The following is a 20,082-nucleotide window of genomic DNA, read 5'->3' as shown; positions in this document are numbered from 1 at the left end:
GGCGCGTGTTACTTGTTGGCGGCCATCAGTCGATTGACTTCACTGCGCACCATGTTGGCGAATTCCGGCGGGGACATGCCATCAAGCTCGGCGCGCACCCACTCGGCCCATTTGCCCTTGCGCTTGGAGCGTTCGCCGAACAACCGCGCGGCTTCGCCTTTGGCTTTGCCCAGATTGTTCTGCCAGAGTTCGAACAGACGGGATTTCTCGTCTTCCAGCGCAGCGCGCTCGGCGAGGGATTTGTCGGCCAGATTGAAACTCATGGGGAAATACCTGCTGCGTAAAATGGCGACATCTTACACGCTCGGCGGAAATCTCCCGCGCAGGTTTTTCTTTCGCACCTAAAATCAGTGCAACTTTTCAGTCAGCGCCACACTCCATTGATCACTGTTCATCCATCTGCAAGGAGTCACCCAATGGCCCGCAAATCCCGCGTGCAAGCCGTCGAAGACCAAATCAAGGATCAAGCCTTCAGCGAACTTCAGGCTTTGATCGAAGAGTCCGACAAACTGCTCAAGAGCAGCGCCTCACTGGTGGGCGAAGAAGCCGAGACCCTGCGCGGACAAATCGCCCTGAAGCTGCAACAGGCGCTGGATTCGGTGTCGAGCGTGCGTGAGCGCACCAAACCTGCGGTCGAGGCCACCGAGAGCTACATTGGCGGCCACCCGTGGCAGACCGTGGCGATTTCCGCCGGTTTCGGTCTTGTAGTGGGCCTGCTGCTCGGTCGTCGTTGATCAACGTCTGACAAAAAAACCTGTGGCGAGGGAGCTTGCTCCCGCTGGACTGCGCAGCAGTCCCCCCTGTTTCTCAAGTAGACAAAGGGGGGAACCGCTTTGCAACCCGGCGGGAGCAAGCTCCCTCGCCACATTGGCTATCTGCCAATTATTCCCCGGCCAATTCGCGCAACTGCGCCAGCGTCTGCTCATCCAGCACGACCCCCTCGGCCAGCGATCTGGCCCGCTGCAAATGCCGACGATCACCCGGCAAGCGCTTCAGCCCCACCCCATGCATCTGCCGCACCAGCTCTTCGCTGCGTTCGGCAAAGCTCTGCCCGGCGGACTTGCTCGGGTCGATGACAATCAGCAGTTGTCCGGTCCACGGGGTCTTGGCCCCGGGATGGTTCGACCAGTCGAACTCGAAGGAAAAATTGCCCCCCGTCAACGCCGCCGCCAGCAGCTCGACCATCATCGACAACGCCGAACCTTTGTGGCCGCCGAATGGCAACAGTGCGCCGCCCTCAAGAATGGCTTTCGGATCCTGAGTCGCCTGCCCAAGACCGTCCACGCCCATTCCGGCAGGCAGACGTTCACCCTTGCGCGCCGCAATCTGCACATCACCGTGAGCGATGGCGCTGGTCGCCAGATCAAAGACAATCGGCGCGCCACCCGTCCGGGGCGCGGCAAAGGCAATCGGATTAGTACCGAACAGCGGCCTGTCGGCACCATGCGGCACCACGCAGGTCATGCTGTTGACCACGCTGAGCGCCACCAGCCCTTCCTCGGCGAACGGCTCGACGTCCGGCCATAGCGCCGCAAAGTGATGGGAGTTGCGAATCGCCAATACGGCGATCCCGGCGTTGCGCGCCTTTTCCACCAGCAGCGGCCGAGCAGCGGCCAGCGCGGGCTGGGCGAAACCGTTGCCGGCATCGACTCGTACGAAACCGGAGGCTACGTCCTCGACTTGCGGCACAGCCTGTCCATTGACCCAACCGCTATTGAGTGTCGAGACATAACCGGGGATACGGAACACACCATGACTGTGCGCACCGTCACGTTCAGCGCCGGCGCAGTTGGCAGCCAGGGTTCGGGCGACGGACGCCGACGTACCGTGACGCAGGAAAACCTTTTCAAGCAGTTGCGTCAGCGCTTCGAGCGAGAGTGTGGACGCAACGGGGGAAGACACGCAATCGTGTGGCGCAGACATCTGAAGCTCCAGACTAATTATTGGAGGGAACAACAGCGTACGAATACCTTGCCCAGCGATTAACCACGTCAGACATGGGTGCTGTCAACCGTTGCGGTGTCTGCCTGTCGCAGCAAGCACATTGCGTTGCCGCTGGTGCGGTAACTATGTACCACCTCTGCTATCGATCCGGTCTTTAGTCTCGTGTCTCAATTTACCGGTGCACCGGACGGTGCCCTGAACGAGACCCGATGATGCCTGCTCCCATTCCTCCCCTGCTGTTCCAGCCCATCCTCAACTCCCCCGGATCGTGGCGCGAACTCGGCAATCTCCATCACTTGTCGACTGCTGACTTCCAATGGCTGAGTCACGTGCAACTGGCGACCCACGCACTACGCAGTCAGCAGACCCCGCCCATGCTTGCCCAGCGCATCCTGCTCAATACCGCTGGTGCGCCAGCGGTGCCTCTGGCCGGCAGCTTCATACTCAGTGCCACCCCGGATGATCACGGCATCCTGTTGTACACACCTTTCGCCGGGCTGAAAAAACATGCCAGCCTCACCGCCCTGACCGCGCACCTGGAACAGCATCTGAACAGCGCCAGCGAGGACGACCGGCTGCTGGCGTTCCTCGCCCTTTCCCAACGCAAACGACTGGCAGAACAGCACGGTATCAGCGTGACCTACCAGCTTGTCGAGGGCGATATCTTCGAGGATCAACGCGTCGCCATCGAGGACTGCCAGCAGCTCAACGCGCAGGCGATGCTTGATGAATTGATGCAACTTCCCGAACTTGGCAGCCTGCTCCAGACCATCGTCGACGCACTACTGACGCCAACGATGCGCGGCGTCGACCAGACACGCACGCGCGTGAACCTGTACGCGACCACGACTGCCACTGGCCCGGCATCGACCGACCTTGCTTCACGGCGCGGGGTTGAAGCGCTGTCACTTGGCGATGCGTTGCTGTTGCACTATCGCCACTCCGGATGGGCGGTTGGCCAGACTCATGAGGTTTCGCACCCCGACCGGACTTTCCAGGCCAGTGACCAGCAACACTGGGAGACAGCCATCACCACGGCTTCAGGCAAACTGCTGGTGTTGCTGTACCAGCAAATGGAGCGCTACTGGAATGGCCCCAGCGCTGACGGGGCCTCGCGGCGCGACGTATTTGCGCAGATCATTCGGCAACAGGCGCTGGCGGACTTTTTGCTCAAGCGCGAGGCCGGCATCATCGATCAGCGCCAATTCGACAGCCTGCTGACCTCGCTGGGGTTCAGTGAAAGTCCGGCACGCCGCGCGGCCGTGGAAACCGTGCGGTTATGGGAGCACCAGGCAAACTTCGTGGAGCTGGCCGGCGCGCTGATGATCAGCCATTCCGACAGTTTCCTGTATACCCCGACGCACGGCTTGCAGGTACTCAGGGACTACGAAGATCTCAAATCCATGCTGCTCGGCAAGTTCGCCAGCCCCGGGCACGAAGACGAACTCTATGGTCTGTTGAGTCTCGACGAGCGCCAGCGCTTCCTCGGTTTCGACCGGCCGCAGGTTTCCGGCAAATCGATCGCCGGAGACGTGTTCAGCGTCCTGCTTGAGTTGATCATCACCAAGCAACGACAGAACATCGACTATGCCTTGCAGTTGTACCGGCACAGCGACGGCGTGGTGGATATCCGCGCACTGTTCGACAAGGCCCTGGACATCCGTTCGATGCTCCACGAGCGCCTTGTAACCCTGGATACCCGCGGGCGCTGGAGCACCCGGCCGATGCTCACCGGCAACCAACTACCTTCAAGGGTGCTGGCGGACACCGCCGCAGCCGAAGTGCGCAAATTCGGCAGCATCATGCCAACCATCGTCGCAGACTTCTCCGCCCAGCCGTTGACCGTCACAGCGCTGCAGCGTACCTACCTGCAAGGTATCGCAGCGAAGCTGGCGCACGCCCTGTCTGTCGGCATCAATGGCGAAGCACGGTTGAGAGTCCTGAACGCAACGTTGAGCCGGCATGAGCAAGCCCTGGTCGACACCGTGTTCAATCCGGATAACCCGGATCGCAGCCGCCGCAAGGCACTCAACGGGTTTCGGCCGGACGCCTGGTCATTGACGTTACAGGTCGCCGGTGAGAGCGAAATGCTGCCGCTGGCCAACTGCGTCCTGCTCACGGAACGCGGTGGCCTCGATACGCAGCACTCCGGACGTGCGATTTTGTGGACCCCGGCTCTGGGCCTGGAAGTCTTCCGCTCGATCGAGCAAGCCAGACAGGTTTTGAGCCAGCGGCTGCTGGACCCGCAAAAACGCCTGGTGCTGCTGGAAAACCTTTCACCCCTGCACCAGAGGTTCCATCAAAACTACGCGCTGGGACGGTTACAACTGATCAGCGGCAATGTCCTGCAGGATCGCACCGAATCAGCAATCGAACACTTCCTCCAGCGCTGTGAACAGGTGCGGGGCCGCCAATGGCCAAAGCCACGGGAACATCAGATCCTCAAGATGTTGAGTGGGCAAGTCGTGGAAACCAACCTGCAACGCGCCACCGCTCTGGCGCAGGCCCTCGCTAAACAGCATTCACTGCCTGCCTGGCTGGGAATGGCCAGGCTTGACGATCAGCAGTTGCACCTGGAACTGCTGGAACAGTGGCGGCACAGCGTCATCGACGACGAGGATTATCTCCACGCGCTGCCAACCTTGCGTGATTACATCCGGCAGACCCTCAAGACGCTGCTGAGCACCCGCTTGCACAGGCAGGATCTCGACCCCGAACAAATTACCGTCACCCCGGCGCTGAGCCTGATTGGGTCTGCGATGAGCCTGACCGATTTCGCCTTGAACCATGCGCATATTGCCCAGGACACTGCATTCGCCCTGAGCTCGAGCAACGACCGGGCGCTGCCGACCGGACTCGACCAGCAAGCGGTCAGAAGCCTTTTTTTGTCCTTGAACGTTGCGACAACATTTGCCGATAAAATCACTACGGCGTTGTCCGCGAATGACGTGGATGCCGAGCAACGCAAGCTGCGTTTCGTCCAGCAACTACCCTGGCAACTGCTGCAGCATGCCCATCAGCTACAACTGCAACAACGCTTGTCGCCGAAGGCCTTCGGCTTGATTTCACAGGTGCTCGACATGCCCGATGCCGTCGCTCGCGCGACCGTGCAAGGGGCAGATGCAATTGTCCGGCCGTTGGCGCTGATCAAGACCGCCGGAGCCTCAGCGATCAAAGCGCTGGGGCTGTACTTGATCGGCCCTGCGGAAAAAACCGGCCCTCAGGTGCTTTATGCGCCCTACCATGGAGAGCACGCATTCAGTGAGTTCGAGGACGAGGCGGCAGTGATCGCCGCGCTGAATACGCCGGGCTCACTGCAGGACTTGCTGCTGCGCCGCTTGCCGGAAAGTCAACGTTCGATCTTCAGCGCGTTGTTCAAGGCGAGCAGCGGCCAGACGAGCGAGATGACCCTGGCCACCACCCCGATCGACGGCAACTTGCTGCTGCAGTTGTTCGACGACAATCTGGCCTTGTTGCCACACTTGCTGAGCAGCCATTCGCTGCCATCGGCGCAGGCGGATTGGGACGCCGCGAAGCACCTGTTCAGTTCCGGCATCCAGCAGATCCGGGGCCTGCTGCCGGGCAAACTCGCCTATGTGCAGTTTCTTTGGCAAAGCTTCAAGGACTTCATGGGTTCGGCCGAAGCGTTGCAGGATCACCACTGGAAACGTGCGCTGGAAACCTTTATCGCCGGCGCAGCGGAGATGATCAGTCTCGGGCGGTTGGCACTGGAATCGCGTCTGGAATCTCAAGCCGTGGCAGCGCCGCAACCACCGCAGCCAACCACATTGAGCGCTCCCGTCCTTGCGCAGACAAAGCCGACCGATCCGCTGCGCACCTCGCTGCAATCATTCGAGACTCCAACAGTCGCCCTGAAGGATCTGACCCGCAATGCTGCCGAGGGCACTTATCAGAATCTGAAAACCAAAGCGACTTACGCCCCTATCGCCGGCAAAGTCTATCCCGTGGAGCGGCCGGGAGCCGTCTGGCAGATCAAATGCGACGAGCAGCCAGGCCCGGTGCTGCAACACACCGCTTCCCGGCAACTGGTGCTGGACCCGGATCGCCATACCGTGCATTTCGGCAAGGCCATGTCGACGATGTTCAACCATTACGCCACCGATCGCCAGGCGCGGTACATGCTGAATATCGAAGCGCAAGGCATGGAGGAAATCCGCGCCCGCCATCCGGAAAAAGCCCGCATGTTGATCGAGGCGATTGATCTGGCCCGGCATTACGCGTTCAACAGCCTGCACAATCTTGCCCAACTGAGAAACTATGTACCGGGTACCCGCCTCGATACTTTTCTCAAGTCTTTTTTTGGTGTGCAACGGATTGATGCCGACATTCTCGACAAGTTGAAGCAGGCGATCATGCCGATCTGTGATGCACTGGTCGATCCAACAGAAGACCTGTTGAACACCAGTCGCTTTGTGGTCGGCTCGAACAGACACAGCAGCTCGGGTGTAATCGCCTTTGTACTGGGTGGCGATTTACTCAAGAAAGTCCATTTCACCGAAAAGTTCTTCAATCAAGGGCTGGATTGGTACAACACGGGCCTGACCGAACCGTTCAATGTTGACGGGCATGCACGGGCAGCGACGCTGATCCACGAGTTTTCCCATCAATTCAGCAAGACCGTCGACATTGCCTCCCTGGAAGCGCGGCGCCCGTTTGCTGATCTGATTGCTACGGCGACCGGTTACGGAGCTGCCCGCAAACAGGTACAGACCCGATTTCAGCGCGAAGCACTGTCACTGTCCACGCGCCGTGAAGAGCTGTTTTCGCGCTGGAGCGACAACCTTCAGGAGTGGCTCGATATCGACGAGTTTGAGGGCATGGAACATGTGCGCAGGGAAGTTCTCAAGACCACGGGGACGAGGAATCTTGAGGACGCGCGAACGGCGTTTCTCAGCCCGACCAACCCGCATCCACGCATCGACACGATATTGCGCAACGCCGATTCGATCGCCTTCCTGATCTGCGAAATGGGCCGTCAGCTCGACCCGGTAACCCAACCTCACGGAGGGCTCAACTGAGGCAAAAAAAATGCGCAGGCGGTTGGCCTGCGCATTGTTTATCGCTGGGTGAACTCAGTCTTTCTGGTCACGCAATACATTGCCCGAGGCGCCGTCGATGCGGAATTCATACACCGAACCGTCGGCTTTGCGGCCCTCGCCTTTCCAGTAGCCGTCATTGTCGGCCTCGATTTCATAGACTTCGACGTAACCGGCCTTGGTTTTCACGATCTCGATAGCCTTTTCGATGGTGACCCAGCCCGCACCGGGACGATCAGCCATGGCGGCACCGGCGCTGAACAAGGCGGCAGTGGCGATTGCAGCGGCTAAGGTTTTTTTGATCATTTTTTCACTCCATTTGTGGATGATGTACGTCAGACGTCCTGAATTTTGGCGTCACACGGAAAAATAAGTTCCACTTTGATGGGCAATTGCCATGACGGATGTTCTCGGCACCCGGCTCTCAAGGTTAGAATGCAGCAAATCAGGACGAGTCAATGACCCAAGAATCCCTCTCGGAAGCCGAATACGATGCGATCACCGATGCCGCCGCGCACTGGTGCATGCGTCTGCACGCCGTAGACTGCTCCGTCGAGGAGCGTCTGGCTTTCGAGCAATGGCGCGATGCTCATCCGCTGCATGCGTTCGAATATGAAGCCATGCTGGAGATCTGGGACGTTGCCGAACATCTGCCGCGTCCGCCGCTGCCACCAACGCTCAATGTGCCGCTGACCGATGCGGTGCCCGCCTGGCGGCGCTATGCAATTGCCGCGAGTGTCTGCGCCCTGGCCTTGCCACTGGCGGCGTACAGTGGCTGGAACTTGGGCTGGTTGCCCAACAGCTATCAGCACTTCGAAGCCACCGACAATGTCCGTCAGGTCACCTTGAAGGACGGCAGTCAGGTCGAGCTCAACCTCAACACCGAGCTGACCTTCAGCAATTACAAGGACGAGCGGCGGGTCACCCTGAAAAAGGGTGAAGCCTTTTTCGAAGTCAGCCATGACCTCTCCCACCCGTTCGTGGTCAGGGCCGGCGAAGGCAAGATCCGCGTGACCGGCACCCGCTTCAATGTCTGGCTCTACGAAGATCAGGTGCGGGTCAATCTGATCGAAGGCTCGGTGCTGGTGACCAGTAACGCCGCCCTGCCCGGCGACGGTCTGCGCCTGGGGCCGGCCATGCAGGCGCAGTACCGGCATGGCGACTACACGCCACAGATCAGCCAGACCTACGCCAACAATAACGCCCTGGCCTGGCGCAGCGGCAAACTGGTGCTCGACAACCTGGCACTGAACGAAGCCTTGCCGCTGATCAATCGCTACCTGAGCAAACCGCTGAAACTGGCCGACGCCAGTACCGGCGCAATCCGCGTCGGCGGCGTCTACAACATCAAAGAACTCGGCGGCCTCGTCAACACCCTGCCCAAGGTATTGCCGGTTTACCTGACGCGTAACACCGACGGTGATCCGGTGATCAACTCGATGCCGCGGCAGCCGCCAAAAACCTGAAACCGGGCACCACCTGCCAAGGTAAATTCAGGGTAATAAAAAAGCCGCTGTTCCTGTCAAGGAGCAGCGGCTTTTTCGTTCAGGACAACTTACTGCGCAGCCACTCCGGCAGTCTTGCCCGCCACCTCGCGAACCGTTTGTACCTGATACTGCGGATCGGCAGCGATCTGCTGCTCAGTGAACGGCAACACGCTCCACTGTTTTTTCGAAAACGCCTCGGTCTGATCCCGGGAGTATTTCGACTCAGGGTCACTCGACAGCGAGAACGCCAGCAGCCCTTGAGCGTGCGGGCCCTTGTCGTCGAAGGTCACCACTTGCAGATAGCTGGTGCCGCTGACCACTTCGAGTTTGCCATCTTCACGCGGCACGCTCTGGATCGCGTTGTAGATCCCCAGCGTTCCCGGCCCGCCGTGAATCGCGGTTTGTCGAGCGCCGCTGCTCACCACCTGAATATCGCCCCAGCGGGTGTCGGGTTTCAGGCCCATTTTCTGCGCGGTGGCGGCCGACGCCAGCAGCGCTTCACGCAGTGCCTTGCTCACCGCCGGTTGCTCGATCGCCAGACCGCGTGGCGTGTGTTGCGGGTCTTTTGGATCGAACGGCACGCGCCAGACATCCGGCGACGCTTGCAGCGCCTGCATGATGTTCTGGAAATGCACCAGACCAATGCCCGAATCCAGATTCGCCCGGCCATCCCAACCCTTGAGACTGGCGCAAACCGGCTTCAACGCGGCCGCGTCCGCCCCCAGATCCGCGGCGCAAAACTTCAGCAGATCGGGCAGCACCTGAGTCGCCAGATAGACGTTGTCGTCCATCACCATCTGTTGCAGATCCTTCACCGCCAACGGACCTTTTTTGCCCAGAGCACTCAGGCGCTCCAGCGCAAACCGCGCACGCAGGCCCAGCGGCTGGCCGTCCTGACTGATCAGCGGCGAGAACCCGGTCAGCGGTTGTGCCGGGTTCGCCAGCCACGCGGAATCGTTGGAGTGCTGGACGAAGTCCTTGCGCAACAGTTGCGGCAGCTGGCTGGCGGCATAGATACCCTTCTGCGCAGCTTGCGGATCGATATCCCAGGCGCAAGCGCTGTTGGAGCCGTCGAGCACGATCATCTGCAAGCCGATGCGCGGGTCGCTGCATTTGGCCAGTTTGTCGGCGCTGACGTTCGGCACCACCGACAGGTTCATGTACAGCGTCTGCCCCTGGTCATCCACGGCCAGGGTGTTGACCCAGGGGATGCCCTGAATCTTGTGCACCGAATCCTGCAGATCCTTGAGGCTCGACGCCTGGTTCATCGCGTACCACTGCGTCAGAACACGATCATTGTCCAGGTTGGCGTCGCGCAGGCTGTAGGCGTACTGATGATCCCAGTCGAGCTTGCCCGGCCACTGCACGATCGGGCCGAACTGCGAGCTGTAGACATCGCGCGAAACCGGCACCACCTGGCCGTCCGCCTGTTTGACCTGCACGGTGACCGTCTGCTTGTTCAGCGGCAGCGACTTGCCGTCGAGCATGTAGCGGGTCGGGTCTTTCGGGTCGAGTTGCAGACGATACAGGGTGAAGTGTTTGGATGAATCCACGGTGTGGGTCCACGCCAGATGCTGATTGAAACCGATGTTGATCATCGGCAACCCCGGCAAGGCAGCGCCCATGACGTCGAGTTTGCCCGGAATGGTCAGGTGCATCTGGTAAAAGCGCATGCCGCCCACCCACGGGAAATGCGGGTTGGCCAGCAGCATGCCGCGCCCGTTGAACGAGCGCTCGCTGCCCACCGCCACGGCGTTGCTGCCGCGATCCAGAGCGAAGCGCTGCAGGCGCGCGTCGGCCAATTGATAGGCTTGGGCATTGCTGCCGAGCTGGGCCGTGGCCTGCGGCGGTGTCGCGCCAGCCAGCGCCTCGGCGAACTGCCCGACACCGCCCTCAACCAGCAGGCGCCGAGTGAGTCTCACCAGATCTTCGGCGCTGATATCACGCACCCACTCACCCTGGCACTGTTGCGGCAGGCCCAGCTGGCGGCGCTCGGCGAGATAGCGGTTATAGCCCGCGGCATAACCTTCCACCAGGTCGTGCACCTGCGCCGGTTGCGCGTCCCAGAACGCCTTCACCGCTGCAGGCGTATTGAGCCAGGTGAAGAACAGGTCGCTGACGCGATTCTCGCGTTGTTCGACGGTGAACTGCTCCGGCCCGAAATAACGCGAGCGCTGGCCGTTGACCGTGACGATCTCGTTGGCCAGCAGGCACAGGTTGTCCTGCGCGTAGGCGTAACCGATGCCGAAACCCAGTCCGCGTTCATTTTCCGCGCGGATGTGCGGCACACCAAAGGAGGTGCGGCGGATATCGGCACTGGCTTGTGCAGCGGGACTGAAGGCATGGGCGGACAGACTGAGTCCGAGAAACGCACCGGCGAGGGCCAGTCCGGTTAACTGTCGGGAAATAATCACACTCGCTCCTGAACGACAAGACAAGGATCGGCGCTTGCGCCGGATCCGCTCTGAAATTGATTCATGCGCCTGGGCGCAAGACGGCTGTTCAGGAAACGAATGCGAGAAAAAAAATTTAGCCCGATTGACGGGGGTGCAATCCACTGATTACGGGAAAACAACGAATAACCGACAAAATTTCTACATATTTCCTTTCATGATTTGTCGTGCTGAAACGTCTTGTTTACTGAGAGCAGTCAAAACGTTTCCTGATCGGGCTCTGAAAAGGAGTAATCCCATGTACAACTCGCAACTACCAATGGACGGTAGCCAGGCGTCACAAGGAGCTTCCATGAGTTCCCGCGCGAGCAGCTTCGCCCCCAGCCCCGAGCGCCAGGGCAATGAGCGGATTCGTCTGTTGCTGAAAAGCTTCGGCCTGCGCACCAGCCTGATTCGTCTGAAAGTCATCGATGCCCTGCTGGTCGCCGCACAAAGCGATCGACGCCTGGGCGTGCGCGGCGTGCACAGTCAACTGCTGGACCTGGATATTCCGTTGTCCTTTCTCAGCGTGCGCGAAGTGTTGAAGCGTCTATGCGCCGAAGGGGTGGTCACCTTCAACCCGGACAAGAGTTACAGCCTGCATCCACAGGCTGCTGCAGTGCTCAATCACGATTGAAGCGTCCCGCGATCGCCGTCAGGGTTTGACCTTGCGGCGCATCACCCCGTTGATCACCACCACGACCACCGCCACACCGATGGCGATGTACTGGAACATTTTCTCACTGATCATCCCGGCATTTTGCAGCCAGGACAGGCCGAGCATGATCGCCAGCACCGACAGGGCGATCAGTATCGAGTATTTCAAACGTTGCTTCTGAGTCATTGCGGGTTCCTGAAACTTTCAAATGTATCCGGTCTGTATCCGGTTGCATGCCATGCACATACCGTATTGCGGGGATGGGCCTGGCCGAACGCGGTCTCATGTTACAGCCGATGAAGAGTTTTGGCTTCATGACGGCGTAACCATGAGGATTTCTGAAATGTTCCGTCGAATCACCTGGCTGATTCCCCTCCTTGCCGTACTGACCTTGAGCGGCTGCATCATTTTCCCCCACGGCGGCTGGCATGACGGCCACCATCGTTATCAGGAAGGCTCCGGTTATTACCATCGATAGAACAGGACCGTTCGCCCGCCGGTACGCCTGAAATACCGGTCGGGATACCTCACCAGCCTTTTCAATGCCAACCATGCCCGCCCGCCAGCGGGCATTTTTGTTGGCGCGCCTGTGCTCGCAAACGCCTTGTCGATCGGCCTGCGGGGGAAAGTAAATACGCTGTAAGTATTTGAAATTTCATGTCGCAGCAAAGCATTGGCTGCCGCGCCAACTCTGCCTCTAGTCTCTGCGAACTTTTCTCGCTTACTGAAACAGGGATGTTTATGCAGAGAACCTTGATCGTAATGGCGCCCGTGCAGATTATCGGCTTCTGCCTGGCCATTACCGCTTTTGAGCTGCTCACCTATATGGCCAGCGACATGATCATGCCGGCCATGTTGACGGTGACCGGCGAGTTCAACGCCGATACCCGGCATGTAGCCAACGCCTTCAACCTGTACCTGATTGGCGGCGTATGCCTGCAATGGCTGATCGGCCCCCTTTCCGACCGTTACGGCCGGCGTCGCTTGCTGTTGCTCGGTTGTGCGCTGTTCGGCCTGGCGTGCAGCGCCGCAGTCGTAACGCAGCGCATTGAAGCCTTTAATGCGTTGCGCCTGATCCAGGGCATGGGCCTGGGCTTTGTGGTCGCCGTCAGCTACCCGACCCTGCAGGAAGTGTTCTGCGAGGCGGATGCGGTGCGTCTCATGGCATTACTGGGCAACGTGGCGCTGCTGTCGCCGCTGCTCGGCCCGTTGCTCGGCAGCCTGCTGCTGGAATGGCTGAGCTGGCGACAGATGTTTCTGGGGCTGGCGGCAACGAGTGTGGTTATCTGGCTCGGTCTGTTTGCCTGGATGCCGGAAACGATCGGCGTGATGCGCCGTGACGGCCAGCGACAGGCTCCCGCGGCGTTTTCGCTCAGGCAAATCGGCCTCGGTTACCTCGCACTGCTGCGCAACCGCCGATTCATCGGCGCCAGTCTGACACTGGGCCTGATGAGCCTGCCGCTGATTGCCTGGATCGGACTGGCACCGGTGCTGCTCATGCAACGCCTGGAGCTGTCTGCGCTGGAATATGGCCTGTGGCAGATCCCGGTGTTCGCGGCGGTGATTCTCGGCAATTTACTACTGGATCGATTGCTCGTCGGGCACACGCTCGCCCAGGTGATCGGTCTGGCCCAGTGGCCGTTTTGCCTCGGACTGCTGGGGCTGATCGCTGCTGCCCTGAGTTCGGCTGCGCTGCCATTGGCCGTTTGCGCACTGGGCGTGTATGCACTGGGGCTTGGCATGAGTAACGCCGCGCTGTACCGCCTGGCGCTGTTTTCCAGCGATGCGGGCAAGGGGCTGGTCTCGGCCATGATCGGCATGCTGTCGATTGCCGTGATGGGCTGCGGCGGCTCGCTCATCGCCGTCATCGGCGGTGGTTCGAGCCTGCAATCCTTCTCCCTGCTGGCAGGCCTCGGTGGCCTGCTGTGCTTGCCCCTGCTCTACCGCCTTCTGCGGCACTCGCCGCACCCACCACACATCAATAAGGATATTCGATGACTCAGTTTCCCCACAGCGATGCGCTTTGCGCATTGCCGCAGCCCTATTGCGCGGATGCCGTGCCCAAGGGGCTGTTCAATCAGGCCATGAGCGAAATCACCCGGTTCCACGCTCGCCATACGCCCGGTTACGAGCACTGGCTTGGCGCCCATTCAATCGCTGTCGATGACCTGGACACGCTCGACGACTGGTCGCAATTGCCACCGATTTTCGCCAGTTTCTTCAAGCAGCAAATGCTGCTCAGTCCCACGGGCGAGGACGCTCTGGAGCTGACCTCTTCGGGCACCAGCGGGCAGAAGAGCCGCATGCGCTACGACGCGCGCAGCCTCGGCGCCGCGCAGTACATGGTCGAACGGATTTTCGCCCAATATGGCTGGATTACCCCGCATGCCCCGTGCAACTACCTGTTGCTCGGCTATGAGCCCGAGCAGAAAAACTCCCTGGGCACGTCCTTCACCGATCAGTTCCTGTGCAGTTTTGCTCCCGCCAATCGGGTGGTTTACGCCCTGCGTCGCAATGGTGACGGCCACCAGTTTGATCTGTTCGGCGTGATCAGCGCCTTGCAGGCCTTTGCCGAAGAAGGTCTGCCGGTGCGCATCTTCGGCTTTCCCGCCTTTCTCTGGGAAACCCTGCAACGCATGCGCGCGACCGGCGTGGCGGACCTGCAACTGGCGGCCGGATCGCTGGCATTTTTCGGCGGCGGCTGGAAAACCCGTGCCGCCGAAGAAGTCCCCAGACAAGCCTTGTATGCGCGGATCCAGCAACAACTGGGCATCGCGACCCAAGACTGTCGCGACGGTTATGGCGCCGTCGAACACGCGGTGCCTTACGTCGAATGTGCCCACCATCACTTTCACGTACCGGTCTACGCAAAAGTATACGTACGCAGCCCGGTGGATTTTTCAGTCTTGCCCTATGGCCAGCGAGGCCTGCTGAATCTGGTCTCACCCTACATTTCCTCAAGCCCGGCCCATGCCGTGGTCATGAGCGATCTGGCCACGCTGCATCCGGGCACCAGTTGTGCCTGCGGCCTGGCCAGCGACTGGTTCCAGTTGCATGGCCGCGCCGGCACCACGGCCGCGAGGAGCTGTGCCATGGCCGCGTCCGAACTGCTGGGGAGGCACTGATATGTACTTGATCAACGGTCAGTTGCACACCGAGTGCAGTCTCGACAGCGCCTTGCACCAACTTCAGCTGGAGTTGCCACGAAGGCTGCAGATTCCACTGCAAACCAGCACTCTGCTTGCCACTGCCAAGGCCTTCGCCGAACGTCTGCAACAAGAAGAAACGGAACTGCCACTGGCTCCCGGTCAGCGCGAGGCACTGATCGATTTCTGCCAGCCTGCCGCCCTGCAAGCCAAGCTGGATCGTGAACTGGGCTTGCGCCCCGAATCGCTGCGCCGTATCGACTATCGACAGTCACGCTTCGAGCGCTGGAGTCCGCTGGGCCTGGTGGTGCATATCACTCCGGCCAACGCGCCGCTGCTGGCGTTCTGTGCGGTGATCGAGAGTCTGCTGAGCGGCAACGTCAACTGGCTGCGCCCCAGCAGCAGTGACGCTGGCTTCACCGCGCGCCTGCTTCAGGCGTTGGTTGCCTGCGATGCAAGCGGACAACTCAATGGTTACGTGGCGGTGCTGCCGACCCGCACCGAACAGATCGGCCAGCTGTGCAGGCACGCCAACGGTGTCGCGGCGTGGGGCGGCGAAACCGCGCTGCACGCCATCCGCCAGCAGATCCCGCCAGGCTGTCGCTGGATCGACTGGGGGCACCGCATCAGCTTCGCCTATCTGACCCCGGACGCGGCATCGCCCGCCGTGCTCGATGCGATTGTCGATGAAGTCTGCCGCCTCGATCAGCAAGCCTGCTCCAGCCCGCAGTGGTTGCTGGTGGACAGCGACGACGCGAGCGTACTGAACGATATCGGGGAGCAACTGGCCGCCGCATTCGAACGCCGTGCCGGACAATGGCCGGCCCTTGCACCGACGCTTGAGGAGGCTTCGCAAATCACCACCTGCACGGCGATGGCCCGGCTGGCCCAGAGTTTTGCCGGGCAGACCGGCCGGGTCTGGAGTGCGCCGGGCTGGCGGGTGATCTGGAGTCATGATCGCCAGCTCGAACCTTCTGCGCTGTTTCGCAGCTTGTTGCTCAAACCCCTGCCCCGCGAGCGGCTCAGCGCCACGTTGCTGCCCTGGCGCAACGTACTGCAGAGCTGCGCCTTGCTGTGCCCCGAGGCGCAGATCGCCGAACTGGCGCAAACGCTGATTGCCGCCGGTGTGACGCGCATTACCCCGATCGAGACTATTCACGATGGCTACGACGGCGAACCTCACGACGGTGTTTATGCGCTGCAGCGCCTGAGTCGGCGCGTGTCGGTCAGTCTGCCGGCGAACGTGCTGACCAGCCACTCCACGCTTGATCAGCTGCCTGCCCCACCACCACTGACCGGTCTGGCGATCATGGACAAAGGACAATTCGTCGGCCAGCCGCCGACTTCAGCGGCGCAGCTGTTCTTTCGCTCCGGCGGCAGCAGTGGCGCACCTGTGCTTTCCGGCTTCAGTTACCACGACTTCCAGCGCCAGATGCAGGCGGCCGCCGATGGCTTGCTCGCGGCCGGACTGGACCCGGCGCAGGACAGGGTCATGAACCTGTTTTTCAGCGGCGGGCTGTACGGCGGCTTTTCCAGTTTTGCCAAAGTGCTGGAACAACTGCAGGCCCGACACTGGCCGATGGGCGCCCCGGCGGACGACGATTACCGTGAGATCGCGCAGATGATCGAGGCTCAACGGATTACCGTGCTGATCGGCATGCCCGGCACCCTGCATCGGTTGTTTATCAACGAACAACAAATACTCCGGCGCTATGGTGGCGTCGACAAAGTCTTTCTCGGTGGCGAACACCTGAGTGAGCAAACCCGCGAGCTCTTGCAAAGTTGCGGCGTCAGCCTGATCCGCTCGGCGATTTACGGCAGCGTCGATGCCGGCCCCTTGGGGCATGCCTGCCGGGCCACGGCGGATGGCGTGTTCCATCTGATGAGCGACATCCAGCACCTGGAAATTGTCGATTTTGAACACGACGCGCCGGTCAGTGACGGCGAATCCGGTCGTCTGCTGGTGACCTCCCGTGGGCGTCAGGGCCAGTCCGTGCAGCGCTATGACATTGGCGACAGCGGACGCTGGCTACCCGGCCCGTGTGCCTGCGGTCTGACTTCACCGCGCTTCGAACTGCTGCAACGCCACGGCAACCTGCTGCGCATCGGCACCGATTTCATTTCGCTGGTGATCCTGGAGCAGCATCTTCAGGCGCCGTTTCAGCTGGTTCTCGATCATGGCCCTGACGGCCTGGAACGCATGCGCCTGCGCTGCCCTCTGGAACCGGCCGAGGCCCATCGACAGCTGCAGAATTATTCGACGCTTACCACGCTGGTGCAGACCGGTTTGCTCACGCTGGACGTCGAGCAATGTGCCGTCGAGCAGTTCGCCCGAAACCGGCACAGCGGCAAGACACCTTTACTGATTGATACACGCCGCTGACAGCAGAAACCTGCACGCGGCCCATCGCCACTTCATACAAGAAGAAATCATGAACACGCTCATTGAATTGAACAACTTGCTCGGTTTTACCCGGCAACATTCGGCCTATTGCCGCGAACACTTCAGAGATGTCGCGGCCCCCATCAGCGCCTTGACCGAACTGCCCCTGATCGACCCGGAACAATACTGGCGTGACAGTCAGCATCCGCACCGGTGGCCAGTGTTGTCAGGCCCGCTGGAAGACGCGATGGTCTTCAAGACCGGGGGCACCACCGGCTCGGGAAAACTCTCGCTGTTTACCCGCGCAGAATGGCAAACCCTGGTGCGCGATTTCGGCAGCCACCTCACGGCGCAACTGAACCCCGGCGACCGGGTTGCCAATCTGTTCTTCGTCGGCGACCTGTATGCCAGCTTCATTTTTCTCCACGACGCGCTGGCCCATGTCCAGACCCCCGTCAGCGAATTTCCCTTCACCGGGGCCGTCGACAGCGCCGTACTGGCCGAGTCGATCGTTGCGTACCGGATCAATGTGCTGGCCGGTCTGCCAGCGCAAATGCTCAAATTCGCCGCCTGGCTTGAGCGCCAGTCACGGATCCTGGAGGGCGTCGAAACCCTGCTCTACGGCGGCGAAAGCCTGTTCGCCGCCCAACTGCAAACGCTCCAGCGGGTGTTCCCGAACGCACGCATTGCCTCTATCGGCTACGCCAGCGTCGATGCCGGACTGATCGGCGTCAGCGCTCGCGATTGCAGCCTGGGCGAACACCGGATGCTGGAGCGGCATAGCGTGCTGGAGATCATCGACGAGGTGAGCGGTGACGTCATCGAAGAATGCAACCGTAACGGCAGGCTGGTCCTGACCAACCTCACCCGGCGCTTGATGCCGGTGATCCGCTATCCGGTCGGCGACCTCGCCTGCTGGCGTGAACCGGCAGGGACGCCGATGCGCAAGTTCGCCCTGATGGGCCGCAGCATGAACAGCCAGCGCGTGCGGGTGAGCGTGTTGAGTCTGGATACCGGTGACATCGGCGAGCTGGTGCGCAAGATCGCCGCCAGCGATGACTGGCAACTGCTCATCGAACAGCGAGCCAGCCAGGATCTGCTGAGCCTCAAGTGGGTACCCTGCACGCGAACGGCTGACATCAGCCAGGCAAGCTCAACCCTGCGCCGTGCGCTGATCGACCAATACCCGCTGATCGAGAAGCTGCAGTCCGATCAATTGCTGGAGCTGAACGTGATCGCCTGTGCGAACGATGAACTGACCTGTCATCCACGCTCCGGCAAACATCAGCGGGTCGTGGATCGACGGGTTTACGACCATCCGCAACAGGGGCAAGCGTGATGGACACGACGATCATCCGCCGCTATCGCGTCGCCGATGCGCCGGCAGTCAGCCGCCTGTTCGAAGAAATCTACGGCGTTCATTATCCTCAACCCCACGTGTATCTGCCCTGGATGATCAGCCAGAACCACAGTGACGGTCGCTGGCACTCGCTGGTAGCGGTGGTCAACGAGCATATCTGCGGGCACGCCACGTTGTTTCGCCAATCTGGCCGAAGCGCACTGGCGGAGCTGGCCCTGACCGTGGTGCACCCGGACACTCGCGGGCAAAACATCGCCACGCAATTGGGCCAGCAGCTGCTGATTCATGCCCAGGCGCTGGATTGCCGAGGCGTGACGATCAAGCAGGTCACGCACCACCCGTATACGCAGCGCATGGCCGCCGGCCTGGGGTTTCACAGCTGTGGTCTGTTGCCCGATTACGCGCCCTCGCCGTTCGGTGGAACCGGGCGGGAGACGATTGTTGTGGGTCACTGCAGCATCGACGGTTATCAGCGCCCGCTGCCGGCACTCGCCTGGCCGCAGGATTGCCGCGAGCTGATGTCGCGTCTGGAGGCGGTGTTTGGTACCACCGACAATGCCGTGCAGTGGAAAGGCCCGAAGATCCGCTTCGATCACGTATCAGGGCGCTATGATTTGCTGCTAAAGGCCCTCGATGACAACCTGCTCGAGCAATTGGCACAACTGCCGGCGCACTGGCTGATTTCGATCAGACTCAGACTCGCCCAAGGGTTTTCCAGCGCGCTGCACAAACTGGCCGATGCCGGATTCGCTTTCACCGGGATTGTCCCCGATGACTACAGCGACGGCTGGCTGGCACTGTTTCATCGTGGCTACCAGGCCTCAACGCTGAGCCTGCACTGTCCACACATGCAGCACCTGCAGGATCAGGCCCAGCAGGCCGGCGAAAGGTATCAGGACTAAAAACGAAAACGGCCCACCCAATCAATGGGTGGGCCGTGGGTGACCGGCTCAGGCCTTGGACTTGACGCCTTGATCCACAGGTTTCGCCGCGTTGCCTTCACCGTAGGTTTTCAGATTCTGCAGCACGTAGATCGCCTTCTTGTACTCGGGGATCAGGTTTTTGCCGTAGGCATTGCCATTGAGGCCATTGTTCTGAATGGCGTCGAGCTGGGTGGCGAAATACTCCAGCGCATTGAATTTTGCATCAGGGTCTTTGGTCACGCCGAAACGGTCGAACTTGTCGCCGGCATTGAGCAATGTAAAGGAGGTGATGTCGGAAATCAGTCCGCGTTCACGCAGGAAAACACTCAGATTGCTCAGTTGCTTGACCGAGACATTCGCCGGATCGAACCCCTTGATATTTTTGCGCAGGCCCTGCTTGTCCATTTCGGCAGTGTTCAGCGCGGTCGGATTGGTGCCGACCTTGGCGAGCATCTGCTGCACCTTGAGGCTTTGCTTGACCTCCTTCTTCGCGCCTGTATTGCGAACCAGCACCCCTGCTTTGCTCTCCCAGCCGCCGACAATGCCGATCGTCATGAGAAGACTCCCTGTGAAATAACCATGAAATGTCCTTGCTGGACTACTTGAATGCCGGGAAGTATCTACCGGCGAACTGGTGGCACCAACCCTTTTAGTGCAGTCGCTTACAATTTTTGTACATTCTCGATACAAAT

General features: G+C 60.5%; 16 protein-coding genes. 10 read left to right on the top strand and 6 right to left on the bottom strand.

The features are described 5' to 3' along the window. Positions 1–8 precede the first annotated feature (8 nt). Entirely contained in the window at positions 9–263 is a 255-nt protein-coding gene (locus ACS4NR_RS07315) for a hypothetical protein (protein ID WP_003224595.1), read from the bottom strand. 153 nt (positions 264–416) lie between these two features. Between ACS4NR_RS07315 and ACS4NR_RS07310 the strand changes: the two genes are divergently transcribed. Next, a complete protein-coding gene (locus ACS4NR_RS07310; RefSeq protein WP_007961870.1) occupies positions 417–734 on the top strand; it encodes a DUF883 family protein in 318 nt (105 codons plus the stop codon). Positions 735–882: 148 nt separating this feature from the next. Here the strand turns inward: ACS4NR_RS07310 and ACS4NR_RS07305 are convergent, their stop codons facing one another. Continuing rightward, positions 883–1,923 carry an Ldh family oxidoreductase gene (locus ACS4NR_RS07305; protein ID WP_456019543.1) on the bottom strand — a complete coding sequence of 347 codons (1,041 nt, stop codon included), beginning with the start codon at positions 1,921–1,923 and terminating at the stop codon, positions 883–885. Positions 1,924–2,156: 233 nt separating this feature from the next. On the opposite strand from ACS4NR_RS07305, the gene ACS4NR_RS07300 reads away from it, so the two are divergent. Beyond that, entirely contained in the window at positions 2,157–6,983 is a 4,827-nt protein-coding gene (locus ACS4NR_RS07300; RefSeq protein WP_456020370.1) for a hypothetical protein, read from the top strand. A gap of 54 nt (positions 6,984–7,037) precedes the next feature. On the opposite strand, the gene ACS4NR_RS07295 is transcribed toward ACS4NR_RS07300, so the two are convergent. After that, complete coding sequence (locus ACS4NR_RS07295) at positions 7,038–7,307, bottom strand: PepSY domain-containing protein (protein ID WP_007961867.1); 270 nt, start codon at positions 7,305–7,307, stop codon at positions 7,038–7,040. A 152-nt stretch (positions 7,308–7,459) separates the two neighbouring features. Between ACS4NR_RS07295 and ACS4NR_RS07290 the strand changes: the two genes are divergently transcribed. Further along, complete coding sequence (locus ACS4NR_RS07290) at positions 7,460–8,467, top strand: FecR family protein (RefSeq protein WP_095135630.1); 1,008 nt, start codon at positions 7,460–7,462, stop codon at positions 8,465–8,467. Positions 8,468–8,556: 89 nt separating this feature from the next. Here ACS4NR_RS07290 and pvdQ read toward each other — a convergent pair whose 3' ends face one another. After that, a complete protein-coding gene (gene pvdQ, locus ACS4NR_RS07285; RefSeq protein ID WP_456019542.1) occupies positions 8,557–10,902 on the bottom strand; it encodes a bifunctional acylase PvdQ in 2,346 nt (781 codons plus the stop codon). A 277-nt stretch (positions 10,903–11,179) separates the two neighbouring features. On the opposite strand from pvdQ, the gene ACS4NR_RS07280 reads away from it, so the two are divergent. Next, complete coding sequence (locus ACS4NR_RS07280) at positions 11,180–11,557, top strand: fe2+ zn2+ uptake regulation protein (RefSeq protein ID WP_027612026.1); 378 nt, start codon at positions 11,180–11,182, stop codon at positions 11,555–11,557. Positions 11,558–11,575: 18 nt separating this feature from the next. Here ACS4NR_RS07280 and ACS4NR_RS07275 read toward each other — a convergent pair whose 3' ends face one another. Next, positions 11,576–11,764: a hypothetical protein gene (locus tag ACS4NR_RS07275; protein ID WP_025109975.1), complete on the bottom strand. Its 189-nt coding sequence runs from the start codon at positions 11,762–11,764 to the stop codon at positions 11,576–11,578. 157 nt (positions 11,765–11,921) lie between these two features. Between ACS4NR_RS07275 and ACS4NR_RS07270 the strand changes: the two genes are divergently transcribed. The 6 genes from ACS4NR_RS07270 (at position 11,922) to ACS4NR_RS07245 (ending at position 19,369) form a co-directional block, all read left to right on the top strand. Next, positions 11,922–12,056: a hypothetical protein gene (locus ACS4NR_RS07270; protein WP_456019541.1), complete on the top strand. Its 135-nt coding sequence runs from the start codon at positions 11,922–11,924 to the stop codon at positions 12,054–12,056. Positions 12,057–12,319: 263 nt separating this feature from the next. Beyond that, positions 12,320–13,576, top strand: a complete 1,257-nt coding sequence (locus ACS4NR_RS07265; protein WP_456019540.1) for an MFS transporter — start codon at positions 12,320–12,322, stop codon at positions 13,574–13,576. Next, a complete protein-coding gene (locus ACS4NR_RS07260; RefSeq protein WP_456019539.1) occupies positions 13,573–14,703 on the top strand; it encodes a LuxE/PaaK family acyltransferase in 1,131 nt (376 codons plus the stop codon). Before ACS4NR_RS07265 ends, ACS4NR_RS07260 begins: the two co-directional genes overlap by 4 nt. A 1-nt stretch (position 14,704) precedes the next feature. Then, positions 14,705–17,107 carry an aldehyde dehydrogenase family protein gene (locus ACS4NR_RS07255; RefSeq protein WP_456019538.1) on the top strand — a complete coding sequence of 801 codons (2,403 nt, stop codon included), beginning with the start codon at positions 14,705–14,707 and terminating at the stop codon, positions 17,105–17,107. A gap of 49 nt (positions 17,108–17,156) precedes the next feature. Then, the gene (locus ACS4NR_RS07250) at positions 17,157–18,446 is read left to right on the top strand and encodes a phenylacetate--CoA ligase family protein (RefSeq protein ID WP_456019537.1); all 1,290 of its coding nucleotides are present in this window, start codon (positions 17,157–17,159) and stop codon (positions 18,444–18,446) included. Next, on the top strand, positions 18,446–19,369 hold the full coding sequence (locus tag ACS4NR_RS07245) for a GNAT family N-acetyltransferase (RefSeq protein WP_456019536.1): 924 nt from the start codon (positions 18,446–18,448) through the stop codon (positions 19,367–19,369). Before ACS4NR_RS07250 ends, ACS4NR_RS07245 begins: the two co-directional genes overlap by 1 nt. 48 nt (positions 19,370–19,417) lie before the next feature. Here ACS4NR_RS07245 and ACS4NR_RS07240 read toward each other — a convergent pair whose 3' ends face one another. Beyond that, positions 19,418–19,945 carry a hypothetical protein gene (locus tag ACS4NR_RS07240; protein ID WP_027612032.1) on the bottom strand — a complete coding sequence of 176 codons (528 nt, stop codon included), beginning with the start codon at positions 19,943–19,945 and terminating at the stop codon, positions 19,418–19,420. Positions 19,946–20,082: the final 137 nt, after the last annotated feature.

Source organism: Pseudomonas sp. JQ36, from assembly GCF_053851495.1.
The sequence above is the reverse complement of the archived record's forward strand: the minus strand, read 5'-3'. Positions and strand labels throughout refer to the sequence as shown.